This window comes from Streptomyces sp. NPDC043726 (assembly GCF_056436565.1).
Genome location: NZ_JBWKCI010000005.1, coordinates 7,505 through 24,032 on the forward strand (window position 1 = coordinate 7,505; position 16,528 = coordinate 24,032).

Sequence of the window (16,528 nt, forward strand, 5' to 3'; positions counted from 1 at the left end):
GTCTCCGACTGTGCCGCGAACACGGTCCCCCACTGCACCGCGAACGCCGTCTCCGACTGTGCCGCGAACACGGTCCCCCACTGCACCGCGAACGCCGTCTCCGACTGTGCCGCGAACACGGTCCCCCACTGCACCGCGAACGCCCTCCCCGACCGTCCCGCGCACACCCTCCCCGACCGTGCCGCCCACCACCGCCCCCGACTGTGCCCCGAGAGCGGAGCAACCCATGGCAACCACCCTCACCCTCAAATCCGGCACCTCCTGGGCCGACGCCTGGCAGCGCTGCCTGACCGTCGCCCCGGAGGCCTTCCGGGAGGACCGCGTCCTCAATCTGTGGAACGGCACCTGGCAGGCGGACGGCCGCGCCCTGCCCGCCACCAGCCCCGTCGACGGCAGCCCCATCGCAGGACCGCCACGCCTGGACGGGACCACCGCCCAGCAGGCCGTACGCGCCTCGCTCGACCAGCACCGCGCCTGGCGGCACATCCCCCTCGACGAGCGGCGCGCCCGGGTCGCGGCCACGCTCGACGCCCTCACACAGCACCGCGAACTCCTCGCCCTGCTGCTGGTCTGGGAGATCGGCAAGCCCTGGCGGCTCGCCCAGGCCGACGTCGACCGGGCCATCGACGGCGTGCGCTGGTACGTCGACGGCATCGAGCCGATGCTCGACGGCAGGGCCCCGCTCGACGGACCGGTTTCCAACATCGCGAGCTGGAACTACCCGATGAGCGTGCTCGTTCACGCGGTACTGGTACAGGCACTGGCAGGCAACGCGGTCATCGCCAAGACTCCGACCGACGGCGGCGTCTCCTGTCTCACCCTGGCCTCGGCGCTCGCCGCCCGCGAGGGGATACCCGTCACCCTCGTCAGCGGCAGCGGGGGCGAGCTGTCCCAGGCGCTGGTGCGGGCGCCCGAGATCGGCTGCGTCTCCTTCGTCGGCGGCCGCGACACCGGCGCCGCGGTGGCCACGGCCGTCGCCGACCTCGGCAAGCGACATGTACTCGAACAGGAGGGACTCAACACCTGGGGCATCTGGAACTACACGGACTGGGACGCGCTCACCGCGGTCGTGCCCAAGCTCTTCGACTACGGCAAACAGCGCTGCACGGCCTACCCGCGCTTCGTCGTCCAACGAGCGCTGTTCGACGAGTTCCTCGCGGCGTACCTCCCGGCGGTGCGCACGCTCAGGGTCGGCCACCCGCTGGCCGTCGAGCACGCCGACGACCCCCACCCGGCGCTGGACTTCGGCCCGGTGATCAACGCGGCCAAGGCCAAGGAGCTGCACGACCAGGTCGCCGAGGCAGTCGACCGGGGTGCCGTGCCCCTGCACCGCGGCAGTCTGTCCGACGCCCGCTTCCTGCCCGGCCAGGACACCTCGGCCTACGTCCAGCCCGTCACCCTGCTGGGCCCGCCGCCGTCCTCGCCGCTGCACCACGCGGAGCCGTTCGGGCCGGTCGACACCATCGTCCTGGTCGACACCGAGGCCGAGCTGCTGGCGGCGATGAACGCCTCCAACGGGGCGCTCGTGGCCACGCTCTCGACAGACGACCGGTCGGCTTTCGACCGGCTCGCCCCGCAGATCCGTGCCTTCAAGGTCGGCCACGGCAAGCCGCGCTCCCGCGGCGACCGGGACGAGCTGTTCGGCGGGTTCGGCGCGTCCTGGCGCGGCGCGTTCGTCGGCGGGGAGCTGCTGGTGCGCGCGGTGACGCGGGGGCCGGCGGGGGAGCGGTTGCCGGGGAACTTCCCGGAGTACCAGCTCATGCCGTAGGAGGGGAGAGGGGTGCTCCCACCGAAGGAAACACATGGGTCGGGGTCCGGGACCCTCGGTGACCGGTCGGGTGACGATCGGGTCGGTACGGAAGCTGATCGCTACAGTCTGCGCATGGTCAGTGACGAACCTCCGGCGTCCCCCGACCCACACCCCTACCCACGCCCCGACCAAAACCTCTACCCACACCCCGACCAAAGCCCCGACCCACACCCCGGCACGCAGGCCGGCTCCCGCCCCGAGCCCCGCCAGGACCCCCGGCTCGCTCACCTGTTGCGGCTCGCGCAGGTCAAGCTGGCCCGGACGTCGGCGGCGGCGCTGGCTCCGTACGGGGTGGACGGGCATGAGCTGGCGGTGCTTGCGGTGCTGTCCGGGGCGCGGGCGCTGTCGCAGGTCGAGGCGGCGGGCCGGCTCGGTGTGGACCGTACGACCATGGTGTCGCTGATCGACGGCCTGGAGGACCATGGCCTGGTCGCGCGGCGGCGCAGCACCCGCGACCGCCGCAAGAACATCGTCGAGCTCACGGACGAGGGCGAGGCGTGCCTGCGCCAGGCCGAGCAGGCCCACCGGCTCGCCGAGCGCAGTTTCCTCGCCCCGCTCGACGAGGAGACCGCGGCCACCCTGATCCGCGCACTCCACCTGCTGACCTGGGAGGACCGCACCGCCGACACCCCAGGGTGAACACCCTGTCGCTCTTGGTGAAACCTTCCGCCAGGGCCTCCGCTCACCCGCCCCGGTCGCGGAATACGCAGGTGAAAGGCACTCCGAAAGCTTGGTATTGTTGTCCCTGTCGCCGCGGGGAACACCCCCGGCAAGGCGGCAGACACCTAGTCCGGGTGGCGGAATGGCAGACGCGCTAGCTTGAGGTGCTAGTGCCCTTTATCGGGCGTGGGGGTTCAAGTCCCCCCTCGGACACCAGCTCAACCAGCTCCAGCTAAGACCCCTGTTCACCAGGGGTCTTTCGCTTTTCCCGGGCGGCGACGGTCCGCTACGGCACCCCGAGCTCGAACAGGACGTACCCCGCGTACGACCCGGAGGCCACCGCCGCGACGCCGAGGGGCCAGCACATCGTCATCGGGCTGAGGCGGCCGAGGGCGAAGGCGAGGGGGAGGTAGAGGGGGAACGCCGGGAGCAGGTAGCGGGATACGTTCGCGAAGATCTGCTGGCTGCCGAGGATCAGCGCCAGGGTGAGCACCGTGTAGACCACCAGGACCGCCGGTGGGCGGCGGCGCAGGAGCAGCCCGAGCATCGTGAAGCCCAGCAGGACCGTGGCGACGCCGACCACGTCCGCGAACGGGTAGGCGAAGAGATAGTCGAAGTGGCCGACGGGGACGGACGTGAGGACGTCCAGGGTCTGGTCGCCGTAGTCGAAGGTGTGCGCCCAGGCGCCGTCCTGGAGCTTGAAGTAGCCGCCGTAGTCGCCCATCTCGTGGCCGACCCAGGCCAGGTAGCCGATCAGGCCGAGCGGTGCCAGGGCCAGTGCGAGCAGCGGGCGCAGGACTCCCTCCTCCCGGCGGTGCCGGTGCAGGGCGAGGAGGACGGCGACCGCGAGGGCCGCGATCAGGGCGCCCGCGGTGGGACGGTTGAGGCCCGCGAGGCAGGTGAGCAGGCCGGCGGTGAGCCAGCCGCGGCTCATCATCGCGTGGCAGGCCCAGGCGGCGAGGGCGACGTAGAGGGAGTCGGAGTAGACCGACCACTCCACGCCGGAACCGGGCCACACGGCCCACAGCCCGGCCGCGGCCAGCCCGGTCCGCCGGCCGCCGAGGCGCTCCGCGACCCTGAAGATCCCGAGGGCCGCCGCGAAGGAGGCGACGACGGAGACCAGCAGCCCCGCGCCGTACGAACCCAGGCCGGTGACTTCGGAGACCAGACGCATCAGCGCCGGATAGAGGGGGAAGAAGGCGGCCGAGTTGCCTTCGAGGGTGATCAGGCCGGTGGCGCCGGGGACCTCGACGAGCGCGGGGTCGTAGCCGTGCTCCGCGATCTGCCGGTACCACCAGCCGTCCCAGGTGGCGAGGACGTCCCAGGGGTGTGCGCCGCCGCCGAAGCGCGGGTGCTTCTCGCGGAAGTCGCCGGCGGAGTGCAGCAGCAGAAGGAAGACGGAGAAGCCGGTCAGCTTCAGAGCGCCGTAGAGGGCGAGCACGGGACCGTAGCGCTCGAGGAAGCGCGGCGGCCGGGGGCGCGGCTCCTCCGAGAGACGGGCGTTCCAGGTGGTGGTGGTCGCGGTCATCGGGCGGCCCCCGTCCGGAACACCCAGGCGCGGAAGAGGAGGAAGCGCAGCAGCGTCGCGGTGAGGTTGGCGGCGACGAGCACGGCGAGTTCCGTACGGGGCGAGGCGCCCGGTGTCGTCAGGTGCAGCGCGGCCAGCGCTCCGGCGGTGAGCGTCAGGCCCAAGGCGAAGACCAGCAGGCCGCGGGCATGGTGCCGCAGTGTCCCGTCGCGGCCCCGCACCCCGAAGGCGAACCGCCGGTTCGCGGCCGTGTTGGCCACCGCGCACACCAGGAGGGCCAGCGCGTTCGCGGCCTGCGCTCCGGTCGCCGGGCGCAGGGCGGCGTACAGCAGCAGATGCGCGACCGTGCTGACGGCGCCGACGAGACCGAACCGCACGAGTTGCGTGAGCAGTCCCTGCCGCGTCCCGTCGGACGGCAGGGTGCCGCGCGCCAGAGCCGTACCGATGCGGGCGATGCCGCGCAGGTCGGCGAGGGCGGTGGAGACGATGTCGACCCGGCTGTCCGGGTCGTCCACCCAGTCGACGGGCACCTCGTGGATGCGCAGCCCGGCCCGTTCGGCGATCACGAGCAGCTCGGTGTCGAAGAACCACTCCTCGTCCCGCACCAACGGCACCAACCGCTCGGCGACTTCACGCCGTACCGCCTTGAACCCGCACTGCGCGTCCGAGAATCCGACGGCCAGGGTGGAGCGGAGCAGGGTGTTGTAGCCGCGGGAGAGGAACTCCCGTTTGGGCCCGCGAACGACCCGCGAACCGGGCGCGAGGCGGGTTCCGATGGCGAGGTCCGAGTGCCCGGAGATGAGCGGCGCGACGAGCGGGAGCAGCGCGGCCAGCTCGGTCGACAGATCGACATCGACGTACGCCAGGACCGGCGCCGACGACCGCGACCAGGCCGCTCGCAGGGCCCGGCCCCGCCCCTTCTCCTCCAGCCGCAGCCACTGCGCCTCCGGCAGCTCGCGGGCGAGGCGGGCGGCGATGCGGGGCGTGGCGTCCGTGCTGGCGTTGTCGGCGACGGTGATCCGGAAGGCGTACGGAAAGCCCGCGCGCAGGTGGGCGTGGAGCCTTCGCACGCCCCGTTCGAGGTCCGCCTCCTCGTTGAAGACGGGGACGACGACGTCCAGGACCGGAACGCGGGGATCGACGGATATCGGTCGTCGGGCGGGGGCGGGCTTCCGCCGCGTTCGCTGTTTCGTCATGGTTCGTCCTTGTCTGTGCTGTGGAACAGGGCATGCCGAAGGCAGCCGGGGCGGGCAGAGGAGGCCCAAGGGGTGGTTCAGGCGGGGTGGTTCGGGGTCAGGGCGTCTCGGTCACGGGGGCCGACTGCGTCGCCGAGTACGAGGGCGGCACCGTGGTCGTCGAGGCGTCGCCGGACGTCGGGGGCGCCGCGGAGTCGGTGGACGTCGGCGGCGCCGAGCCGTCCGTGGACGAGGGCGGCGGCCCTGTGGTCGTCGTGGACACCGGCGGCTGCGAGCTGTCCATGGACGCCGGTGGTTCAGAAGTCGGTGTCGACGTGGGTGTCGACGCCGGTGCGGACGTCGGTGTCGACGTCGGCCCCGGCGCGGTCGAGGCGGACACCGGTGGCGGCGAGGTGGGCTCGACCTGCCGGCCTCCGTCCGGCCGGAGCAGGAAGGCGAGGGCGAGCGCGGCCACCGCCAGGACCGAACCGGCGGCGTTACGGGCCGCGCGCAGCCGGCGCCGGGTCTGTACCGCCTCGTGAAGGCGTTCGCGCTGGCCGGGCTCGAAGGGGCGGTGCTCCTGCGAGGAGCGCATCATCTGTGCGAGTTGCTGTTCGAACTGGTCCATGGCTCCTCCTCACCCCACCGGCTCGATGACGTCGGCCAGGAGCTGCCGCAGCCGGGCGACACCGCGCGAGGCGTGCGAGCGGGCGGTGCCCGCCGGGCAGCCCAGCACCTCGGCGACCTGCCGGTCCGGCAGGTCCTGGTAGTAGCGGAGCACGACGGCTGCCCGCTGCTTGGGCGGCAGCTGGGCGAGCGCGGTCTCCAGCCGTGAGCGCTCGGCGACGGCCGCCGACACATCGCCCGGCAGCGCCACTTCGGGCACCTGCTCGACGGGCCGCTCGCCCCACCACCGGCGTCGGGCCGACCGCGCGGCGGCGCGGGCCATGATCTGGCGGACGTACGCCTCCGGCGCCTCCTCGCCGACCCTCGCCCACGCGAACCACAGCTTGACGAGGGACTCCTGGAGCAGGTCCTCGGCGCGATGCCGGTCCCCTCCGGTGAGCAGGCGGGCGAGATGGAGCAGCCCGGACCACCGGGCCGCCACGAAATCGTCGAACTCACCGTCCCGAGCCCGCTGCATTCACCTGTCCCCGTTGTTCGCCGGTCGCCTGCACCTGTGAAAAGGCCTTGAGCCCCCCGAAACGCTGCACCTGTGGCGGGTGATCTGGGTCACAGGTGCGGCGGGAGCGCGCACGGGACGGTGGCCTGTAGCCGTCGAGGGGTCGGTGATCAAGGCGTAAGCCCTTATTGCATATGATGTGCAAGTGCGTGATTACGACATCAGGGCGGCGGGCCCGTACGACGTGGACGGTGCTCGGAGCGTCATGCTCGACACCGTCTACCGGGACTTCGGCAGCGGGTACGTGCCCCGGTGGCATCGCGACATCGTTGATCCGGAGGGGGCCTACACGGCGCCGGAGCGGCATGTCCTGCTCGTCGCCGTCGAGGCGGCGACGGGTGAGGTCGTCGCCACCGGTGCCCTCGACTCGCGCGGGCCGGCTCATCCGCCGAACCCCCGTGAACTCGCCGAGCGCTATCCCTCGGGGGTGACCGCGCAGCTTCGGCGGATCTATGTGCGGCCCGAGCACCGGCGGCGAGGGCTGGCCCGGCGGCTGGTCGAGGAGTTGCTCGACTTCGCGGCCGCGGACGGGGGCTACCGGGCCGTCTATCTGCACACCGATCCCCGGGTCCCGGGAGCCGAGGCGTTCTGGCGGTCCTTGGGGAAAGTCGTGTGCGACGAGAGGGAGGCGCCCGGTGGCGGGCAGGGCATTGTCCACTTCGAGATACCGATGGGGCGGTGACCCGAGCGTGCGCCGGCTTCGTCCTTTCCTCGCCCTGTTGCTCGTTCCGCTGCTCGCCGGGTGCTTCGCGTCCTCCGGCGGTGCGTCCTCCGACGGCTCCGCCGCCGGCTCCCGGCTGCGCGTCGCGCTCGCCTTCCCGCCCGCGGAGAACCTCTCGCCCTACGGCGCCGACGCCACCATCCTCAGCCGGCTCGGCGTCACCGAGGGGCTGACCTCACTGGACGCCAACGGCGCCGCCGCCCCCGCGCTCGCCGCGTCCTGGCGGCAGGAGGGGCAGCGGAGTTGGGTGTTCAGCCTGCGTGAGGCCACCTTCCAGGACGGCACCGCCGTCACCCCGGCCGCCGTCGCCGCATCCCTCGCGCACGCCGCCGCCGCCAAGCCCGCGCCCGCCGCCCTGGCCGGCGCGGGACTCAAGGCGGAGGCGGCCGGCGACAGCGCCGTGCGCATCACCACCGACGAACCCGACCCCGTGCTGCCGCTGCGCCTGTCCAGCCCCTCCCTCGCCGTCCTCTCCGCCCGGGCCTACGACGCCGACGACCGCGTCGACCTGGTCGGCACCGCCACCGGGCCGTTCGAGCTCACCAAGGTCATGGGCAGCACCGCCGCGCTCCTCGACCGGTACGACGGCTACTGGGGCGGCCGCGCCCAGGCGCCCGGGATCGACGTGAAGTTCATCCCCGACGGCACCGCCCGCACCCGTGCGCTGCGCACCGGACAGGTCGACCTCGCCGAGGCCGTTCCCGTCGCCCAGGCGGCCTCCCTCGACAAGGAGGTCCGTGAGGCGACCGCCACCACCCGCACCACCAGCCTGCTGCTCAACTCCGCGTCGGGGCCCTTCGAGAGCGCCGGTCTCCGGGCCGCCGCCCGGCAGGCCGTCGACACCTCCGTGCTCGCCGAGGACGTGTACGAGGGGTACGCCGACCCCGGCGCCGGGATCTACGGCCCCGCCGTCACCTGGGCCGAGGGCAAGCGGAAGGCGCCCGTCGGGCGGGCCGAGCCCGCCGAGGCCAAGGGCACCTCCCTCACCCTCGCCACCTACGACAACCGGCCCGAACTCCCCGAGGTCGCCCAGGTGCTCAAGCAGCAGCTGGAGAAGGCCGGGTTCGACGTCACGCTCGAGGTGCGCGAGTACTCCCGGCTGGAGAGCGACGCCCTCGCCGGGAAGTTCGACGCCTTCGTCCTCGCCCGCAACACCCTCGTCGACACCGGCGACCCCGTCTCCGTCCTCGCGAGCGACTACACCTGCGACGGCGGCTACAACCTCGCCCAGCTCTGCGACGAGGACGTCGACCGCGCCGTGGCGAAGGCGGAGGACGCCGACGGCACCGCCGAGCGGCAGGACGCGGCGATGGCCGCCGAGGCGGAGATCCTCGGCACCGAGACCGTCGTCCCGCTGGTGCATCAGCGGGTCATCACCGGCGTCGGCACCTCGGTGCGCGGCGCGCTCCTCGACCCGTACGAGCGCACCCTCGTCGGCCTCGGCACCCGGCGCTGACCCGTGCGCCCGCGCACGGCCACGCTCCTGTGGCGCGCCGGAATCGCGGTCGCCCTCCTCACCGCCGTCGGCCTGCTGCCCTGGGTCTCGCACACCGATCCCGCGCTCACCGTCCTCAAGGCACGCTCCGCGGACCGCGACCCCACGCCCGAGGCCCTGGCGGACATCAGGGACCGACTCGGCCTCGACGCGGGCCCGTTCCACCTGCTCGGCGAGTGGGTGAGCGGTCTGTGGCGCGGTGACCTAGGCACGTCCTGGCTGAGCGGCGGCGAGGTCGCGCCCGATGTCCTCCGGGCGCTCGGCGTCTCCCTGCTGCTCATGGGCGTGGCCCTCGTCGTCGCCGTCGTCACCGCCGCGCTGATCTGCGCCCGCACCCTCCGCCTCGGCACCCACCGCGGGCGCGCCGGAGGCACCGGTTCCGCGACACTCGCCGCGCTGCCCGAGTTCCTCACCGCCACCGTGCTCGGCACCGTCGTGGGAGTGCAGCTCGGCTGGCTGCCCGCCCTCGGCTGGTACGGGCCCTCGTACACGATCCTGCCCGCGCTCGCCCTCGGCCTGCCCGCCGGTGCGGTGCTCGGCCGGCTCCTCGACGACCTGCTGCCCGGCGCCTTCGCCGAACCCTGGGCACTGGCCGCGGCCGCCCGGGGACTGCCCGGCCGTACGGTGGCCCGCCAGGCACTGCGCCGCAGCCTGCCCGGACTGCTGCCCAACACCGGCCTGTTCGTGGTCGGCCTGACGGGCGGAGCCGTCGCGGTCGAGCAGATCTTCGACATTCCGGGCCTCGGCCGTACGACACTCCAGGCGGCCCTCGCCCAGGACCTGCCCGTCCTCCAGGCCGGCACCCTCCTCCTCGTCCTGCTCGCCGCGACCGCCGCCGGACTCGCCCACCTCGGCACCCGCCTGCTCACCGGCACCGCCCTCCGCGACGCAGCCCTCCTCTCCCTGCACCGCCCCACCACCCCCCGCCACAGCGTCCAGCCCCTGCTCTACGGCGGTCTCCTCCTCGGCGTCATCGCCCTCGGCCTGCCCCGCGACCCGCTCGCCCTCGACACCGGTGCCCGGCTCCAACCCCCCTCCTGGGAACACCCGTTCGGCACCGACGCGCTCGGCCGGGACCTGCTCGCCCGGGTCGCCCACGGCGCCCTCGACACCCTGCTCCTCGCGCTGGCGATCGGTGCCGTCACGCTGCTCACCGGCGTCCTCCTGGGCCTCGTACCCCGGTTCTCCGGGCCACTCGTGGATACGGTCACCGCCCTGCCGCCCGTGCTCGCCGCACTCCTCGTCACGGCGGTGGCCGGCAGCGGTTCCAGCACGCCCGCGCTCGCCGTCGCGGCCGTCGCCTGGGCCCCGCTGGCCGCGCACACCTCCGCCCTGCTGCGCCAGGAACGCGCCGCGCTCCACATCACCGCCACCCGCGCGCTGGGCGCGAGCCGCCTCCAACTGCTGCGGCACGAACTGCTCCCCGCGATCCTCCCGCCCGTCACCCGCCACGCCCTGCTGCGGCTGCCCGGCATCGCCCTGTCCCTCGCCTCGCTCGCCTTCCTCGGCCTCGGCGCCCAGCCGCCGTCCCCCGAGTGGGGCCTGCTCCTCGCCGAGAACCAGCCCTACGCCGAACGCGCCCCCTGGGCCGTCCTCGCCCCCGCGGCCCTGCTCGCCCTGCTCGGCGCGCTGGCGGTGACCGCGGCGGGAGGCGTACGACTGCCCCGGCGGAAGCGGCGACAGGGTCGGAAGCGCCCACAGCGCCCACAGCGCCCACAGCGCCCACAGCGGCTCAGCGCCCACAGCGGCTCAGCGCCCACAGCGCCTCAGCGCGAGAGATTCGGTGAGTACCGCATGACCCGGGCCCGCCTCTCCCCCCTCCTCCACCTGCTGATCCTCACGCAAATCGCCTTCAACATCGGCTTCTTCGCCGTCCTGCCCTTCCTGGCCGAGCATCTTGGCGAGGCGATCGGCATGGCGGGCTGGCTGGTCGGCTTCGTGCTGGGGCTGCGGACTTTCAGCCAGCAGGGTCTGTTCGTGGTGGGCGGAGCGCTCGCCGACCGGTACGGTATCCGGCCCGTCGTGCTCGTGGGATGCGTGCTGCGGATCGCCGGGTTCGTCTGGCTGGGATTCGCCGCGGAGACCGGGTCCGTCATCGGCGCCGTACTCCTCATCGGGTTCGCCGCCGCGCTGTTCTCGCCCGCCGTGGAGTCGGAGGTCGCCCGGCAGGCCGTCCTCCATGAGCGGGACGGCGGTTCGCGCGCCCGTGTGCTCGCGCTGTTCACGGTGGCGGGACAGGCGGGCGCGTTCGTCGGGCCGCTGATCGGCGCGCTCCTGCTGTCCGTCGACTACCGCACGGTGTGCCTGGGCGGCGCCGCGGTCTTCGTGCTCGTCCTCGCCGCACACGCCGTCCTGCTTCCGCAGCACATACCCGGGCGTGAGCGTGTCCGAGTCCGCGGGGGCGTGGGCCCGTTGCTGCGCAACCGGCGCTTCCTCGCGCTGTGCTGCGCGTACGGCGCCTACCTGCTGGCGTACAACCAGCTCTACCTCGCGCTGCCCGCCGAGGTGGAGCGCGTGGCCGGGGACCAGGCGCCGCTGGCCTGGCTGTTCGCGCTGTCCTCGCTGCTGGTGGTGACCGCCCAACTGCCCGTCACCCGCTGGGTGGGGGAGCGGCTCACCCCGCGCCGGTCCATGGGGGCCGGACTGCTGGTCGTCGCGGCCGGGTTCGCCCTGGTGGCCGCCGTGCGCTCGGCGGGGCTGCTGCCCGCGGCCGGTTTCGTGGTCCTGCTCACGCTCGGCCAGATGCTGGTGGCACCCGCCGCGCGGGCCTGGCTGCCGGACCTCGCCGACGAGGGGCGGCTCGGTCTCTACACCGGAGCGCTGTCCTCGGTGTCCGGGCTGATCGTGCTGGCCGGCAGTTCGGTGACCGGAGCGCTGCTGAACAGCGGGCTCCCGGTGGCCGTGCCGTGGCTGGTCCTGGCCGCCGTACCGGTCGCGGCGGCTGCGCTGCTGCCGCGTCAGACCGCGACCAGTTCCTCCGTCTCGACGACCGCCTGAACCCGCGAGCGCCGCCACAGCCACAGCACGTCCCGCCCGAACGACCACACCAGCGCGGCCAGCGCGGTGGCGACGACGCCGAACTCCACCGGGCGCGGCGGCAGCCCCGAGGCGGCCAGCAGCAGGAACACGCCCTGGAGCGCGGCGACGGTCTTGCGGGCGGTGCTCGGCGGCAGCGGGGCGTTGAGCCACGGCCAGAAGCGGGCGGCGGCGACGAAGCCGTAGCGCATACCGCCGATGAGCAGCACCCACAGGCCGTGCGCCATCGAGACGTACACGCTGAGCACCAGGATCAGGAACGCGTCCACCTCCATGTCGAAGCGGGCGCCGAGCGCGGTCGAGGTGCCGGTGCGGCGGGCGACCTTGCCGTCGACGCCGTCCAGGATCAGCGCCACGGCCGTCAGACCGACGAGCAGGGTGAGCGGCGGCGGGCTCTGGAAGGAGTCCGCGACGAGGGCGGTCACTCCGCCGACCAGGATGGAACGGCCGAGGGTGACCCGGTTGGCGGGACCGAAGGAGTGCAGGCGGGAGCGGTGCAGGGCCCGGGAGAGCACAGCCCAGGTGGCGACGGCGAAGGCGAGTCCGGTCAGCCAGCCCGCGGGCCCCATGCCGATCGCCGTGCCGAGCAGCGCCAGCACCAGGATCTGGACGCCCGCGCCGAGCGCCGTCTCCTGCTGGACCAGCCTCGCGTCATACGTGTTGTTCAGGGCCACCGAACATCCTCCGGCCGTGTGACAGAGTCGATCAACGCCGCGTACTGTGCGCGGCCTGTGCACACCTCGGTACGTGAACTACTTCCCGATCGTTCAGGAGGATGCGGATGAAGCCACCCGCACGCGCGTTCTGGCTCAGCAGTCCGGGTGAAGGCGAGATCAGGGAGGTCACCCTTCCGGCCCCGGCCGAGGGGGAGGTACTGGTCCGCGCGCTGTACTCCGGGGTGAGCCGGGGAACCGAGACGCTGGTCTTCCGCGGCGGCGTGCCCGAGAGCCAGCACAGCGCGATGCGGGCGCCGTTCCAGGAGGGCGACTTCCCGGCGCCGGTGAAGTACGGCTACCTCAGCGTCGGCATGGTCGAGGAGGGCCCAGCCGACCTCGTCGGCGACACGGTCTTCTGCCTCTATCCGCACCAGACGCGCTACGTCGTCCCGGCCTCCGCCGTGACCCGGGTGCCCGCGGACGTGCCCGCCGAACGGGCCGTCCTGGCCGGCACGGTCGAGACCGCCGTCAACGCGCTCTGGGACGCCGCGCCCCTGATCGGCGACCGGATCGCGGTGGTCGGCGGCGGCATGGTCGGCTGTTCGGTGGCGGCCCTGCTGGCCCGTTTCCCGGGTGTGCGGGTCCAGTTGGTGGACGCCGATCCGGCGCGGGCGAAGACCGCAGGGGCGCTCGGCGTCGACTTCGCGCTGCCGCGGGACGCACGGGGCGAGTGCGACCTCGTCGTGCACGCCAGCGCCACCGAGCAGGGCCTCGCCCGCTCGCTCGAACTGCTGTCCCCCGAAGGTACGGTCATCGAACTGAGCTGGTACGGCGACCGCCGGGTGAGCCTCCCGCTCGGCGAGGCCTTCCACTCCCGACGGCTCGTCATCCGCAGCAGCCAGGTCGGCACCGTCTCGCCGGCCCGCCCCGGCCGCACCTACGCCGACCGGCTCGCCCTCGCCCTCGAACTCCTCGCGGACCCCGCGCTCGACGCCCTGGTCACGGGGGAATGCGCGTTCGAGGAGTTGCCGGTGGTACTGCCGAGGCTCGCGTCCGGGGAGATTTCGGCGCTGTGCCACCGCGTTCGGTACCCGGCGGGCGCCTGACCTCAGAAAAGAGTGAGAGACGGCTGAACAACGGGAAGCGAAGAGCCGTACTACTCCACATCCCCGGCACGATCAGCCGGGGATCAGACGCGCCGCACCTGGAGGGTCGTCCGTTGTTCAGCATCACCGTCCGCGATCACATCATGATCGCCCACAGCTTCCGCGGCGAGGTCTTCGGGCCCGCGCAGCGTCTGCACGGAGCGACGTTCCTGGTGGACGCCACGTTCCGGCGCGAACAGCTGGACGAGGACAACATCGTCGTCGACATCGGGCTCGCCACCCAGGAACTGGGGGCGGTCGTGGCGGAGTTGAACTACCGCAACCTCGACAACGAACCCGACTTCGCCGGGATCAACACCTCCACGGAGTTCCTGGCCAAGGTCATCGCCGACCGGCTCGCCGAGCGCGTGCACAAGGGGGCGCTGGGCGAGGGCGCCAGGGGTCTCGCCGGGATCACCGTCACGCTGCACGAGTCGCATGTCGCCTGGGCCAGTTACGAGCGTGCCCTGTGACCGAGGTGACCGTGGACCGGGCCCGTCTCACGTATGTGCCCGTACAGCACTCCGCCCTGAAGAACGCCGAGATCGTGCCCATGTCCCTGCGCTCCGTGCACTTCGTGCTGCCGGGCGGTGTCGACGACCCGGCCGCGCCGAGCGGCGGCAACGCCTATGACCGGCGGGTGAGTCTGGATCTGCCCGGCTTCGGCTGGCAGGTCCACCAGCACGCGGTGGCGGGGGAGTGGCCCCGGCCGGGAGCGGCGGCCCGGGAGGAACTGGCCCGCACTCTCGCGCAGTTCCCGGACGGCACGGTGGTGCTGATGGACGGGCTCGTCGCGTGCGGGGTGCCCGAGATCGTCGTACCCGAGGCGGAGCGGCTGCGGCTGGCAGTGCTGGTGCATCTGCCGCTGGGCGACGAGACGGGACTGTCGGCCCAGGTCGCCGCCGACCTCGACGCCCGGGAGCGCGCGGTGCTGCGGGCGGTGCCGGCCGTGATAGCCACCTCCGACTGGGCCGTACGGCGCCTGGTCTCCCACCACGGCCTCGCCCCCGAACGGGTCCATGTCGCCGCCCCCGGCGCCGACATCGCCCCCCTGGCGTCCGGCACCGACGGCGTCTCGCGGCTGCTGTGCGTCGCCGCGGTGACCCCGCGCAAGGGACAGCACCGGCTGGTCGAGGCGCTCGCGGCGGTCACCGACCTGCCGTGGAGCTGCGTGTGCGTGGGCGGACTCGGCCAGGATCCGGAGTACGTGGCCGGACTGCGGGCCCTGATCGGGAAGTACGGCCTCCAGGACCGACTGGTGCTGGCGGGACCGCAGGCGGGCGCCGAACTCGACGCCAGCTACGCGGCGGCCGACCTGATGGTCCTCACGTCGTACGCGGAGACGTACGGCATGGCCGTGACGGAGGCGCTGGCGCGGGGCATCCCGGTGCTGGCCACGGACGTCGGCGGCCTGCCCGAGGCGGTGGGACGCGCCCCCGACGGCGGTGTGCCCGGCATCCTCGTCCCGCCGGAGGACCCCGCCGCCCTCGCCGCCGAACTGCGCGGCTGGTTCGGCGAGGCGGACGTACGACGCCGGCTGAAGGCGGCCGCGCGCGGCCGCAGGGCCGCCCTCGACGGCTGGGCGACCACGGCCCGCAGCCTGGCCGCGGTACTGGGCCGACTGCCGAACGAGCCCAGGAGGGCGGCATGAGGAAGACGGCGGCGACAGACGGCACCGGGTGGATCCCGGAACAGCCGGGACCGAGGGACACCGTGACGGAGCAGCAGCGCACCGCGGTCGAGCGGGTCCGGTCGGCGGGGGAGCGGCTGCGGGCCGGAGGGGAGGGGCCCGGGGCCGAGGGCGGTGACGACCTCGTGATCCCCGGCGCCGGGCCCACGCCCCGTCCCGGTGAGCGGCCCACGCTGAAGCTGCGGGAGGACGGTCCCGAGGAGCAGCCGCGGTACGCGCCGGAGTGGCTGGAACTGCGGGAGGGGCCCGACGGGGACGCGCGGGCGCACGAGTTGCTCGATCCGCTGCGGATCCGGCTCGCCAACATGCCGCGCCGCTCGCGCGGAATCGTCATCCACGACCTGGGCTGCGGCACCGGCTCGATGGGCCGCTGGCTCGCGCCCCGGCTCGACGGCGCCCAGCACTGGGTCCTGCACGACCGCGACCCCTACCTCCTGCACTTCGCGGCCGTGGCCTCCCCGCGCGCCGCCGCCGACGGCAGCCGCGTCACCGTCGAGACCCGGCGCGGTGACGTCGGGCGGCTCACGCCCGACGGCCTGTCCGGGGCCTCCCTGGTGACGGCCTCCGCACTGCTCGACGTGCTCACCCGCGAGGAGGTCGAGACCCTCGTCGCCGCCTGTACCGGCGCGGGTTGCCCGGCGCTGCTGACGCTGTCGGTCGCGGGACGCGTGGACCTCACCCCGGCCCACCCGCTGGACGAGGAGATCGCCGAGGCGTTCAACGCCCACCAACGGCGTACGGACCTGCTCGGACCGGACGCGGTCACCGTGGCGTGCGAGGAGTTCTCCGCGCGCGGCGCGACCGTACGGCTGCACCCGAGCCCCTGGCAACTCGGCCCCGCCGAGGCCGCGCTCACCGCGCAGTGGCTGCGCGGCTGGGTCGGCGCGGCGGTGGAACAGCGCCCGGACCTGCGCGAACCGGCCGAAGGCTACCTGCGCGAGCGGCTGGCGGCCTGTGCGGCGGGCGAGTTGCGCGTCGTCGTCCACCACACCGACCTGCTGGCCCTCTCCCGCCCGGCCGACGGAGCGACCTCATGAGCGCGGAGGCGGTCGGGGCGGCGACCGGAACCCGCCTGTGCACTGGCGCGACGGGCCCCGCGACCCGCAGGGCGGGCACGCAGGCACGCGGGGCGACGGGCGGGACCCTGGCCGGCCGTACGGCGGTCGTGGACTCGGAGTCGGCGGAGTCGCCCGGCGGCCGGGTCGCGCTTGCCGGCGCCGAGACGGCGGAGTGTTCGGCCGGTCGTGCCGCGGGCGGCTGCGCCGAGGCCGTGGGTCCGCTGGGCGGCCGTACCTCCGTCGGTCACGCCGTGCGCCGCCCGGCCTCGGTCTCCCTCCCGGCAGCCGCCACCGTCTCCGTCCCCTGTGAGGCGACCCCGGAACCGGCCCCGGCCCCTCGTCGCCGGAAGAACCTCCGCACCCACATCGGC

At 73.7% G+C, this 16,528-nt stretch carries 14 protein-coding genes, 1 tRNA gene and 1 pseudogene; 12 read left to right on the plus strand and 4 right to left on the minus strand.

The genetic code is table 11. The features are described from left to right. The first annotated feature begins 226 nt into the window (after positions 1–226). The 3 genes from AC068Z_RS15630 (at position 227) to AC068Z_RS15640 (ending at position 2,686) form a co-directional block, all read left to right on the plus strand. On the plus strand, positions 227–1,768 hold the full coding sequence (locus AC068Z_RS15630) for an aldehyde dehydrogenase family protein (RefSeq protein ID WP_478555403.1): 1,542 nt from the start codon (positions 227–229) through the stop codon (positions 1,766–1,768). Between the two features lie 114 nt (positions 1,769–1,882). Then, on the plus strand, positions 1,883–2,449 hold the full coding sequence (locus AC068Z_RS15635) for a MarR family winged helix-turn-helix transcriptional regulator (protein ID WP_478555405.1): 567 nt from the start codon (positions 1,883–1,885) through the stop codon (positions 2,447–2,449). Positions 2,450–2,598: 149 nt separating this feature from the next. Continuing rightward, positions 2,599–2,686: transfer RNA gene (locus AC068Z_RS15640), tRNA-Leu, on the plus strand. A gap of 70 nt (positions 2,687–2,756) precedes the next feature. Here the strand turns inward: AC068Z_RS15640 and AC068Z_RS15645 are convergent. Both AC068Z_RS15645 and AC068Z_RS15650 read right to left on the minus strand, forming a co-directional pair. Continuing rightward, a complete protein-coding gene (locus AC068Z_RS15645) occupies positions 2,757–3,998 on the minus strand; it encodes a glycosyltransferase family 39 protein (protein WP_478555407.1) in 1,242 nt (413 codons plus the stop codon). After that, positions 3,995–5,194, minus strand: coding sequence for a bifunctional glycosyltransferase family 2/GtrA family protein (locus AC068Z_RS15650; protein WP_478555409.1), 1,200 nt, complete (start codon positions 5,192–5,194; stop codon positions 3,995–3,997). Before AC068Z_RS15650 ends, AC068Z_RS15645 begins: the two co-directional genes overlap by 4 nt. An 86-nt stretch (positions 5,195–5,280) precedes the next feature. On the opposite strand from AC068Z_RS15650, the gene AC068Z_RS15655 reads away from it, so the two are divergent. Then, positions 5,281–5,715 (plus strand): hypothetical protein, encoded by a 435-nt coding sequence (locus AC068Z_RS15655; RefSeq protein ID WP_478555411.1) that lies wholly within the window; start codon positions 5,281–5,283, stop codon positions 5,713–5,715. A gap of 95 nt (positions 5,716–5,810) precedes the next feature. On the opposite strand, the gene AC068Z_RS15660 is transcribed toward AC068Z_RS15655, so the two are convergent. After that, positions 5,811–6,317 (minus strand): SigE family RNA polymerase sigma factor, encoded by a 507-nt coding sequence (locus AC068Z_RS15660; RefSeq protein ID WP_478555413.1) that lies wholly within the window; start codon positions 6,315–6,317, stop codon positions 5,811–5,813. 184 nt (positions 6,318–6,501) lie between these two features. Here AC068Z_RS15660 and AC068Z_RS15665 point away from each other — a divergent pair, with 184 nt between their 5' ends. From AC068Z_RS15665 to AC068Z_RS15680, 4 genes and pseudogenes are all read left to right on the plus strand, one after another. Continuing rightward, complete coding sequence (locus tag AC068Z_RS15665; protein ID WP_478555415.1) at positions 6,502–7,038, plus strand: GNAT family N-acetyltransferase; 537 nt, start codon at positions 6,502–6,504, stop codon at positions 7,036–7,038. A 7-nt stretch (positions 7,039–7,045) separates the two neighbouring features. Then, the gene (locus tag AC068Z_RS15670) at positions 7,046–8,533 is read left to right on the plus strand and encodes an ABC transporter substrate-binding protein (RefSeq protein ID WP_478555417.1); all 1,488 of its coding nucleotides are present in this window, start codon (positions 7,046–7,048) and stop codon (positions 8,531–8,533) included. A 318-nt stretch (positions 8,534–8,851) separates the two neighbouring features. Beyond that, a pseudogene (locus AC068Z_RS15675) lies at positions 8,852–10,150 on the plus strand (ABC transporter permease subunit); the annotation flags it as partial. Positions 10,151–10,207: 57 nt separating this feature from the next. Then, the gene (locus tag AC068Z_RS15680; protein WP_478556331.1) at positions 10,208–11,569 is read left to right on the plus strand and encodes an MDR family MFS transporter; all 1,362 of its coding nucleotides are present in this window, start codon (positions 10,208–10,210) and stop codon (positions 11,567–11,569) included. Here the strand turns inward: AC068Z_RS15680 and AC068Z_RS15685 are convergent. Beyond that, positions 11,530–12,282 carry a CDP-alcohol phosphatidyltransferase family protein gene (locus AC068Z_RS15685; protein WP_478555419.1) on the minus strand — a complete coding sequence of 251 codons (753 nt, stop codon included), beginning with the start codon at positions 12,280–12,282 and terminating at the stop codon, positions 11,530–11,532. The genes AC068Z_RS15680 and AC068Z_RS15685 overlap by 40 nt on opposite strands. A gap of 107 nt (positions 12,283–12,389) precedes the next feature. Here AC068Z_RS15685 and AC068Z_RS15690 point away from each other — a divergent pair, with 107 nt between their 5' ends. From AC068Z_RS15690 to AC068Z_RS15705, 4 genes are all read left to right on the plus strand, one after another. Next, the gene (locus tag AC068Z_RS15690; protein WP_478555421.1) at positions 12,390–13,370 is read left to right on the plus strand and encodes a zinc-dependent alcohol dehydrogenase; all 981 of its coding nucleotides are present in this window, start codon (positions 12,390–12,392) and stop codon (positions 13,368–13,370) included. A gap of 113 nt (positions 13,371–13,483) precedes the next feature. Beyond that, on the plus strand, positions 13,484–13,882 hold the full coding sequence (locus tag AC068Z_RS15695; RefSeq protein WP_451722663.1) for a 6-pyruvoyl trahydropterin synthase family protein: 399 nt from the start codon (positions 13,484–13,486) through the stop codon (positions 13,880–13,882). Further along, a complete protein-coding gene (locus tag AC068Z_RS15700; RefSeq protein ID WP_478555423.1) occupies positions 13,879–15,060 on the plus strand; it encodes a glycosyltransferase family 4 protein in 1,182 nt (393 codons plus the stop codon). The genes AC068Z_RS15695 and AC068Z_RS15700 overlap by 4 nt, the downstream gene beginning before the upstream one ends. Beyond that, on the plus strand, positions 15,057–16,136 hold the full coding sequence (locus AC068Z_RS15705) for a trans-aconitate methyltransferase (protein ID WP_478555425.1): 1,080 nt from the start codon (positions 15,057–15,059) through the stop codon (positions 16,134–16,136). Before AC068Z_RS15700 ends, AC068Z_RS15705 begins: the two co-directional genes overlap by 4 nt. Positions 16,137–16,528 lie beyond the last annotated feature (392 nt).